The 9,705-nt window shown below is 57.9% G+C and carries 7 protein-coding genes and 2 pseudogenes; 7 read left to right on the forward strand and 2 right to left on the reverse strand.

All coding sequences use genetic code 11. The features are described 5' to 3' along the window. Positions 1-256 precede the first annotated feature (256 nt). From NKI97_RS33195 to NKI97_RS33225, 7 genes and pseudogenes are all read left to right on the forward strand, one after another. The gene (locus NKI97_RS33195) at positions 257-1,327 is read left to right on the forward strand and encodes an AAA family ATPase (RefSeq protein WP_352838415.1); all 1,071 of its coding nucleotides are present in this window, start codon (positions 257-259) and stop codon (positions 1,325-1,327) included. After that, positions 1,233-3,764 carry a S8 family peptidase gene (locus NKI97_RS33200; protein WP_352838416.1) on the forward strand — a complete coding sequence of 844 codons (2,532 nt, stop codon included), beginning with the start codon at positions 1,233-1,235 and terminating at the stop codon, positions 3,762-3,764. Before NKI97_RS33195 ends, NKI97_RS33200 begins: the two co-directional genes overlap by 95 nt. A 463-nt stretch (positions 3,765-4,227) precedes the next feature. Further along, positions 4,228-5,753 (forward strand): annotated as a pseudogene (locus NKI97_RS35620) (DUF6119 family protein). Continuing rightward, positions 5,735-6,481 carry a hypothetical protein gene (locus NKI97_RS33215; RefSeq protein ID WP_352838418.1) on the forward strand — a complete coding sequence of 249 codons (747 nt, stop codon included), beginning with the start codon at positions 5,735-5,737 and terminating at the stop codon, positions 6,479-6,481. Before NKI97_RS35620 ends, NKI97_RS33215 begins: the two are co-directional and overlap by 19 nt. A gap of 90 nt (positions 6,482-6,571) precedes the next feature. Beyond that, positions 6,572-6,684, forward strand: a pseudogene (locus NKI97_RS35625) (IS110 family transposase); the annotation flags it as partial. 349 nt (positions 6,685-7,033) lie between these two features. Next, the gene (locus NKI97_RS33220; RefSeq protein WP_352838419.1) at positions 7,034-7,582 is read left to right on the forward strand and encodes an SH3 domain-containing protein; all 549 of its coding nucleotides are present in this window, start codon (positions 7,034-7,036) and stop codon (positions 7,580-7,582) included. A gap of 37 nt (positions 7,583-7,619) precedes the next feature. Further along, positions 7,620-8,684 (forward strand): DUF3616 domain-containing protein, encoded by a 1,065-nt coding sequence (locus NKI97_RS33225; protein ID WP_352838420.1) that lies wholly within the window; start codon positions 7,620-7,622, stop codon positions 8,682-8,684. Between the two features lie 96 nt (positions 8,685-8,780). Here the strand turns inward: NKI97_RS33225 and tnpB are convergent, their stop codons facing one another. Together tnpB and NKI97_RS33235 are read right to left on the reverse strand one after the other, a co-directional pair. Continuing rightward, entirely contained in the window at positions 8,781-9,350 is a 570-nt protein-coding gene (gene tnpB, locus NKI97_RS33230; protein WP_352838421.1) for an IS66 family insertion sequence element accessory protein TnpB, read from the reverse strand. Then, complete coding sequence (locus NKI97_RS33235; protein WP_352838422.1) at positions 9,347-9,499, reverse strand: hypothetical protein; 153 nt, start codon at positions 9,497-9,499, stop codon at positions 9,347-9,349. Before NKI97_RS33235 ends, tnpB begins: the two co-directional genes overlap by 4 nt. Between the last annotated feature and the right edge of the window lie 206 nt (positions 9,500-9,705).

Here is a 9,705-nt window from a genome sequence, read left to right on the forward strand (position 1 = left end):
GCTCATTCGAGGGCCAGCTATGCAATGCCGGGGGCTATTATTCGCCAGAGGCTGAGGGCTGCATCGCCCGCACATATCAGCAGTGTCAGACCACCGGTCAATGGGCTCCGAGGCAGCCGATCGAAGGGGCGGCCTGCCAGTAAACGGAAGGCAGATAGAGGCCTTGGCACTCTGTACAGCCTGCTAGAAGACTTTTGAAACTATTTGCGGTAAGATTCGTTTGCGAACAAACAGGAAACGCAAAGCAGTCGAGGTTATGGCCCGTAGCGATCTTCTCATCTCCCTTGTAAGGGCTGGCGCTGCCGGTGACCGGGCTACGCTTCGGTCGGCGACTGAGGCGCTGGTTGCTGAGGAGCGCGCGAAAAACCATCACGCCGTTGCGGACCGGCTTGAACGGGCCCTCGCCGCAGTTAGCGTCACGCCGCCCGCACTCACGTCGAATTCTGCGCAGGCTGGCACAGGCAAGGACACTATTCTCGAGCTCGAGCCTCGTACCCAGCTGAGTCAGTTGATGCTGCCTCTTCCTGTTGAACAGGGCGGCAGACAACTGATTGAGGAGCATACGCGGGCTGATGTCTTGCGAACTCACGGTTATGAGCCGCGCCACCGGGTGCTGCTTTCCGGCCCACCCGGCAACGGCAAGACCTCGTTTGCCGAGGCGGTCGCCGAGTCTCTCGCTCTTCCCTTTTTCGTGGTTCGATATGACGCGCTGATCGGCAGTTATCTCGGCGAAACCAACGCTCGCTTGCGCAAACTGTTCGACTATGTTCGTACAAGGCCGAGCGTACTCTTTTTCGATGAGTTTGACTCGATTGGGAAAGAGCGTGGCGATACCCACGAAACCGGCGAAATTAAACGCGTGGTTTCCTTCCTTCTCATGCAGCTCGACCAGCTGCCGAGCTATGTGGTTGTTATTGCCGCAACTAATCACGCTGAATTGCTCGACCGCGCGGTTTGGCGGCGCTTCCAGATGCGTCTCGGCTTCCCGTTCCCGGACCGCCAGAGGATCGAGGGCTTTCTCGATCGCATCATCTCTCAGTGGCCCGACTTTCCCAAAGCAACGTCGAAGACTATCAGTGGAAAACTGGGTACCGTAAGTTTTGCCGAGGCTTTGGATTTCTGCCAAAACGTGCGAAGAAGACAAATACTTGGCTTGGGGGAGCTTTCCGTCGATGACGCGTTGCGTTCAGAGCTTGACCTCTGGGCCACACGCGTGGGACCGGAAATTCTGAATGGCGAGCGATCCGACCAAACCAATCCTGAGGCTGCACCCGAGCGCCGCCGCCCCAAGGCAAACCGGCAGACCGGCAAACATTCAGAGACCTGAGCCGTTCCCGACGCAACGGCAAGATCAAGAATTCACTCCGAAATTTCGACGTCTGACCGAAGTTCTGCAGCGCGATCCTACTGGGCTTTCCTTGCGGGCAGATCCCACTGCTCTCGCACCAGAGCGTCTTCTCGTTTTCGAGGTTAAGGGCGACGTCGCGAATTTCGCAAGCGCCATCAATCGCGTTCCAGGCCTTGAGTTGATCGACGAAGAGGAGCTTCCAAGCGATGAGGATAAGTCGCCCTTCGCTTACCTGTTGGTTCCTGATCTTGTCGCGCTGCGTCAGATAGAGTCGCTCTGGCGGACCTGGCTTGCAGGAAGAAGCCTTTCGACAGGCTACACTCCGTGGCGTGACGTCTTCGCCTGCCTCCGTGATCTGCGCGTCTGGGGCGCCTCGGATCGCGTACAACCCTTGGACGCTGAGATCCTAGAGGAGGAGATTGACGGCCGGAATGACGACGAGTTCGTCACGCTCGAGATCGAGCTAATCTATCGCTCCGCAGCGAATGCCGCCGTCGCCAGTGAGACAGCAGTCGTAAATGCCGTCGCCCAAGCGGGCGGACGTTTGATCCATCGTGCGCGCATCGATGATATCGCCTACCACGCCATTCTCGCCGAGATCCCCGTTGCCTCGATCCGAATGGTGATTGCCCGCGAACCGGGCAGTCTGGCCGGCGTGGAGCCGATCATGCACATTCGCCCGCAGAGCGCCGTCACCAGCATAGACGCCAATGATAGTCTGCCGCCATCCGCGCCGACTGTGGAGCTGCCGGTAAGCCCCGCATCGATACTTGCACTTCTGGATGGAGTTCCAGTTGCTGGTCATCCCCTTCTAAGGCGGCACCTTAATGTGGAAGATCATTTCGGGCTGGAGCCCGATGCCCTGGTCGCTCAACGCGTCCATGGATCGGCCATGGCGTCACTTATTGTTCACGGCGATCGTAATCGGCAGGAAGTGCCGCTTCCTCGGCAGATCCACTGTATCCCAGTTATGGGAAACAGTGATCGGTTCCCATCCGATCGGCTGATAGTGGACCTTATCTATCAGGCGGTCCTACAAATGCGTGGTGGTGCGCAACCTTCCGCCCCTTGGGTCATCATCGTCAATATCTCGCTCGGAAACGTCAGACGTCCCTTCCATGGTCAGCTGTCACCTTGGGCGCGGCTGCTCGACAGGCTGGCCTATCGCTACGGCATTCTTTTCCTCGTCAGCGCTGGAAATGTAACAGCAAACTTTCCGATACCAGCGTTTGATACGCGTCTCGCATTTGAAGATGCGCCCCACGGCGCTCGCGCTGAGGGCGTTGTCACTGCCCTTGCGGCGATCGTGGCCGACCGGCGACTTCTGTCCCCGTCAGAGACCGTCAATGGCCTGACTGTTGGCGGCCGCAATCTGGACTGGGTTTCGCAAGCGGACCGGGCATCTGCCCGAGCGAACGTCAACCCGTTTTCGGAGCTCGATACCGCCAACCCTTCAAGTGCACTTGGCCCTGGCTTCGCCGATTCCGTTAAACCCGACATCCTCATGCCGGCGGCCCGCGAACACCTCCGTGTCATCGGCAGCGGCTGTGGCGTGATCGTTGTTCCGGCAAATGCTGCTCGCGGGGCGGGTTTGAAGGTAGCAGCACCGCCAAGGCCGGGTATGGAAGGGGCGGAAGCGTTTACCAATGGTACCAGTGCTGCAACAGCGCTCGCCTCTCGAACTGCTCACAGGATCCACGATGCTTTGGAGACGACCTATGGGCAAGAGTTCCTCCAGCTATCCGGCACTCAGAGAGCAGTGCTGATCAAGGCGCTTCTTGTCCATCCGGCACGTTGGCCGGAACAGGCAGCGGCATTGGTGAAGCGGTTGGTCGGCCCGTTTGGACAGGGGCAAGCCTCTCGCCAGAAGGACAATATCCGAAGATTTCTTGGATACGGCGTCTATGACGTCGACGATGCTGTAGCCTGCGCGGCTGATCGAGCAACATTCTGGTGCGTCGGTGAACTGGGACGGGAACGCAGCGTTGACGTGGTTGTCCCTGTTCCAGCGGCGATGGGCGGACAGGCCCGTCCGCACTCGTTTTCTGCCACTCTCGCCTGGTTCACTCCTGTGCAGCCGGGTCGCAACTCTTATCGGGCGGTGAGAATGAAAATCCTGGCACCTGACGATCTCGATGAATTGGCGGTGAAGGGCCATGGTAGCCAGCCCGACCTGAACCAGACCAATCGCGGTACGGTCTTCACTCGCCAGTGGAGCGGAGATCGCGCGGCTGTGGTTGCCGACGGCACGACGATCTCGCTCAAGATCCAGCGTGAACCGGATTCGGGCACCACTGTCGATGAAGCGGTCCCTTTCGGGCTTGCCGTTTCTCTGGAAATGCGTGGTGAGCTTCGACTTTATGACCAGGTGCGAGCACGCCTACAGCCTCGACCGCCACAACGCGCCACGCCGTAAGAGGCTCCTCCTTCAAGGCTGGCCGCCACCCCTCATAGTAGGCCACCGCCGCGCTGGGAATGTCTGCTTTCGGGGGAGCGGCAGGACGCCCTAACCTAAGTAACCGGCATAGGCGCATCGCTGATGACCGGAGATCTGGACCGTTAGCCGATAGGCAGATCTATGAACCAAGGTACGTCCGCTCTAGGTAAGAAGGCATGGCCACACGGCAAAGCACTATTGATCCCTATGTTCGACGGCTTTTGCAGGTTGTTGGGAAGCATTGGGGAGCACAACCGGGACAGCCATCTTTCCCCTTGGTAGCAAAGGCGCCCGGCAGGTTTATCTTGAACCAATTGAGGATGTCGCGCCGAAAGCCGTCACGAGCCTTTTCGATCGCTCGGCGCTTGCGGCTCCTGGGACCAATTATCGAATGGCCACGCTTCGTCCTGGGTAGTTCGGTGCCCAAAGATGCCCGCGCGATGTGCTCGACAGCCAGCCACGTCCCCCATGGTGGAAGTCTTACTTCGACATTGAGAAAAATCTGACTCAGGTAAACAAGGGTGCGCTTGTGTTTCTGCCGGTCGGCGGCAGGTATTTTGCGCTTTCCTTCGGCCATGTGGCCCACAACCTGATCGACTACAGCTATGAGTATGATTTCGGGCTCAGGGTCACGCTTAACACCCTCGATCCCCACAAACTAAAGAGCACCGACACACTTGATCCCGGAGCGGCAAAACGCCAACGGACGCAGTTGGCCATCGAATCCGAGCTGATGCTGTTCGATTTCGACCGCGACAGCACGATCCTGCGCAGCCTCACCGGCAAGGTTCGCGATGAGCACAGGGAGCTGTTTCGCCATGCTACGGGCGGGAGCAATCTACGCATCAGCATTGATGTCGAGGCGGACGGTCTGGTCGCCCTGTGCGAGCAGTTGCTGAACTTGTATCAAAGTGAGGATTACAAAGCCGCGTTTCCAGAAATCCAGAATATCATGCCTGTGCGTGATGCGGGCCAGATCGAGGCTTTGAACGGTCAGCTTCTGGAGGCCTTTCGTGCTCGCAATCCCGACCTGAACATCACCGTCCCGGAAATAATCAATTACAGTGACAACTCTATGCCTCTTTCGCAGGGGCAGGACGCGGCCTTGTCTATGACGATGTCTATATCGGACGCTATTACGAGTACCTCGATGAGCATGAGATCGACTTTAATACGATGGGAGTTGACGACCTGCGCCGGCATGCGCTGCTTTTGACCGACGAGGACGGGAGCATCCGAGACCGCTACACTCTCTACAAAAGCCTGGTCTTCGATACGGCGCTGCAAGATGCGCAAGGCGAAACATTCCATCTTTGTGAAGGCAATTGGTACCGCATAGACGATGCCTACATCGCCCGCCTGAGCACCTATCTGGACCCGCTATGCTTTGACAGCGACCTTCCGGCATACGACCATCCAAGCGAGGGCGAATACAATGCTGCCGTCGCGGCAGGGGACGCTGCTATCGCATGTTTGGACAAGCGAGACATTAGCCCCGACGGGCAGACTGCTGTAGAGCCTTGCGACCTGTGGCTGCTCGTGACGGTGTCGCGACATTCTCTCTCAACGCTCTCAGCCCAGTTGAGCCATTTTTTTGATCAAGGTGTAAATGCCATTGAACTGATGAGGTTGGAGCCGCGGGCTGTCGAGAATCTGGAGGCGCTTATCCACGAAGTCATGAACGGCGGTGATCCCGACGCGTTGGTGGCGCTCGTACAAGATCGGAAATACCGGATTGTTTTCGGCATCGTCACCCGGAAAGAACCCTGCCGGTCGATCCCTGAACCTACCTTTGTTTTCGTGCATCAGCTTGATGCGCAGCATGAAGGCACTACAGCTTATGGACGACTCCGGGAGCGTCATGTTCATTGCGGATCGGATCGTGGCAGCGGAAGGCCGCAAGAAGAAGCGGAAGAAGAAAGACATGCCCGCCGAGGCCGCAGAATAGTATGGGCTCGCAGGCGTTGACCGATCAACAGCTGCTTGATGCCCTGCGCGGCGGGGTGGCGCGTTCCAGCAACCTAATCGCGTCGATAACAGATTTTCACGGTGGGCCGCTTACGACCGAGTACATTCTGACAGCGGACATTGCCCGCGAACTGATCGGCCGGCACTACGAAGCTGCTGTTGAGTTCGCCAACCGGAAGTTGGTCAACGGCCTGACTGCCAGGAAAGGCGTCAATGCGCGCAAAATTCTGGGCTCCCGCCGCACGGATGTGGTGGTGCTGAACGACAGCCTGGTGCCTGCTGCCCTTATCGAAGTCAAGATCGGGGTTCGCTCCCTAGGAAAGATAAAGGGAGACCTCACGAAACTGACCAGCACCATCGCGCTCCTGAAATCACGCTATGCAGCCCGCGTTGCCGCCGCCGTTGTTTATCAGGTTCATGTACAAGGCACCGACAAGATCGAATGGCGCGACCAGCTTCTGCCAGCCATCCAGAAAATTGAGAAGCGCCTCGAACAAGAGCTGGAAGCGTACCGCCTCATTGATCCCAGCTATTCGTTTGCGATCCACCCGCTGCAATCACCCGATGAGGGTATCACCGAGCGGGCGATTGAGGATGACGGCTACGAGAAGACGCTTGGCGCACACGGCCATGCAACACGTTTCTACGCCGTCCTCATTCGTAGTAAGCAGGTTCCGCCGCCTGCACCACGCACTGTTGCGGAACTTAAAGCGCAATCGGACGAATAGACGATCTAAATTATACCGGTGAAACAATAACATACGAGTGCCCACTTTCATCCTCCCGGGTGCGCCAATCTTCGGAATTCAGCCGGTTTTGGATGGCGGGCGGCATCCCACGGGCTGGTTCCGCCGGACAGCTGCTGCCGACCCGGCTTCTGCTGACCCACCGGCGCAACCTGAAGGCCAAGTTCCTCGATCTGGAGAACGCCACGGCTTGATGCGGGATGAAAGCCGTACCCAGTGTTTGACGAGGCCTACCCTGCCACGCGGCCAGGACCGACCCCAAGATCGATCCAGCCAGCAGATTGCCTTCTATAAAAATTCTCTGCTATAGTTCTTCTTTGACGCAGGGGCATTTAGAATGGCTTCAATAGTCGAAGCGACGAAGGCAAAATCCGCGATTGGCCAATCACTGATTCTCTAAGAAAAGTTCTGCTGCAGGCTGCTGACGAGGCATAAATTACCAATGTTTTGGTAATATCAGGCGGGCAATGCGCGGCTTGTAGCAAACGAACCGGTTCTCACCGGCACGACAACGGCAACGCGGCGGATCTCCAATTGATTGTTGACCGACACACCTTGGACTTCACCTCAGCAAGCGATCTACCGACCATAGTTAGATTTGTTACATCTGCTGCTCGGAACGGCGCAACCGGGATCGGCGCCGGGGTCGATTACATGGGCTCTAAAACTCTGCATGTTGGCTTTGGATCTCGCGCCGTTTGGGGAAAGGGCGGAAAAGCTGACAATGCGCCCGATTGGCTGAAAAAGGCAGCAGCAGCAGGATGGGCGCATCCTGATTTGGTCCCTGAGTACACGGTTATGGCCAGAGACGGCGTCCGCTTGAGAGCAGGGGCAGGTTCGGATTTTAACGTTCTTAGCACTCTTCCCGCCGGAACCAGGGTCTTCGTACTAGGCAAAGACGGGCCGGGGGAGACCTGGGCTCGGGTCGATCTGCAAGGAGATGGCTTGATGGATGGACATATTAACCTGCCGTACCTACAGGAGTTCAGCACCGGTGAGCCTGTGGGTAGTGAAGACGAAGAGATCGAAACCGATATCGGGGGCAACGAAGATAATGCGCCGAAAGAGCAAGCTTCCCATTAATCGGTCTCCCTATCCGCTTCGCTGGTGAGGGGCCGCCATGTCATTCAACAAGAAACCATTCTCCTTCAGCTCGGCGGTCATCGCCATTGTTTTGTTTCTCGCCCCAGATTCTCATCTGATTGCCGCCGAAATCGCACCCGTCAAAGGCCCTCTTCCCGCCGCGAACGCACTTCCTTTCGACAAGGACATCAGGCGCGCAATAAGCGGCATAGCATGCGTACCGGAGGCGATCCCGTCACACTGTCTGCTTGCCCTCGACGAAGGCGCCGCGACGCTGCTGATAGAGCTTAAGGACGGAGCCATTGCAGCGTCGGGCGAACCTCTCAGCGTGCTTTCCGACGGTGATGAGCTGGACGCTGAGGGTGTCGCCAAGGACCAGACCTACTTTTACTTGTTGGGATCCCACACACGGAAACGCAAGAACTGCGACGAAAACGCCGCGAGCCACAACCTCGTGCGGATACCTTACCAAACCGGCAAAGACGGTCTGGCGATCCTTGCAGATGGTGCCGGTGCCGCAACGATTAAGAAAATCGATCTCTCCGACATCGTGGCGGCGAACCCCAAGATCGGGCCCTACTTTGACAAATGCCTGGGCGACCCGAACAACGGAGTGGATATCGAGGGTCTGGCGGTCCGGGACTCCGACCTCTATCTAGGTTTGAGGGGACCACTCGCGGCTGATGGATCTGCCTATGTTCTGACGGTGCCATTGGCTGGTCTCTTCGAGGATAAGAAGGAACAGGCTCGGCTCACAGTTTTGCAATTAGGCAGTAGGGGGATCCGTGATCTGGCAAGCGTTGACGGTGGCATGCTCGTCCTCGGAGGGCCAGGCGACAACCCAAGCGACAGCGGTTGGACCGTGAGCTTCTGGGATGGTTCCGTCGAGGGAGACGGACAGGGTGAGGTCACCACATTGGCAAACCTCAATCTGTCATCCGTGTCACGCGGCAAACAATTCGGCTGCAAGGACAAAGAGATTAAGCCGGAGGGCATGGCTGTAATCGGTGCGACCGGTAGCGCCTACCGAATTCTGATTGTTTCGGATGGCATGTGCGACGGCGGTCCAATGGTATTTGAGATACCGAAGGCGGCCCATTGAGCTGCGGCAGCGACATCGTCGCCCAGTCTGCCCACGCTTGGCCAATGGCGATCCGTTGGATAGCGTAGATGTGATAGTTCTGTGTATAAAGTTTCTTTATATTGATTGTGCTGACTGGGAACGGTTGCCATGTTCCCGTCTGGTAGACGAACGCGCTTTCGGCGCCATTCCAGATATATTGCTGCCCCTTGTAGATGAGCATTCCGGGCCACTGCCGGCTCGTTCTCGGATCGACGGCGATGGCTCCCGTTGCCGTGTCGAACAGACGTTTGAGCACGAAATCCTTCTTATTTTTGATCGCCGCAGTGAAGTCATCCAGCCCGCGCGCTGGGGGCGGAATGTGTGAACCGGGTTGCGCCAATCGATCCCGTCGAGCATGTAGGCGAGCTGCGCCGGTGATATGGAAACCGTACCGTCCGCCGGCGACGGCCATAGAAACCGGCCCTTCTCGAGCCGTTTTGCATACAGGGACATGCCGAGCCCATCATGCCAGATAATCTTGATCAGATTGCCGCTGCGGCCGCGGAAGACATAAAGATCGCCGGCATGCGGATCCCGGCCCAACGTCTCCTGAACCTGAACCAGAGCGAGGCCTTGCATCCCACGACGCATATCGGTCCGGCCGACCGCCAACCAGATCCGCACCTGACTCGGGACCGGGATCATGAAACGCCCAGCGCCTTCACCATCGCCGCCGCCAGTGTTGGCGGCGTGGTCAGCGGAATCCGCAGCCGCACCTTGCCGGCGACCTCCAGCTCGATCACCGCTGGGGATGCCGCCGGCCGCGAACCGGCGACAGGCTCATCGGGAGCCACGACAACTTCGGCAAAGCCTGTCAATCGGCGCCGAACTTTGATCCCTGATCGGCGTCCAATATTGGCTCTGACGCACTTTTGGTGATGATTGAACCTAGCCAGCGCCGATGACGCGCGCCTCAAGCAGGTCGAGTTTTCCTCGGCCATACATTTGGCGTTTCACGAGCTTGAGCTTGGTGATCTGGCCCTCGGTCTGACCGTTGGAC

Origin of the sequence: Mesorhizobium sp. M0296 (assembly GCF_040321675.1) — a bacterium.
In the GTDB taxonomy this organism is placed as follows: domain Bacteria; phylum Pseudomonadota; class Alphaproteobacteria; order Rhizobiales; family Rhizobiaceae; genus Mesorhizobium.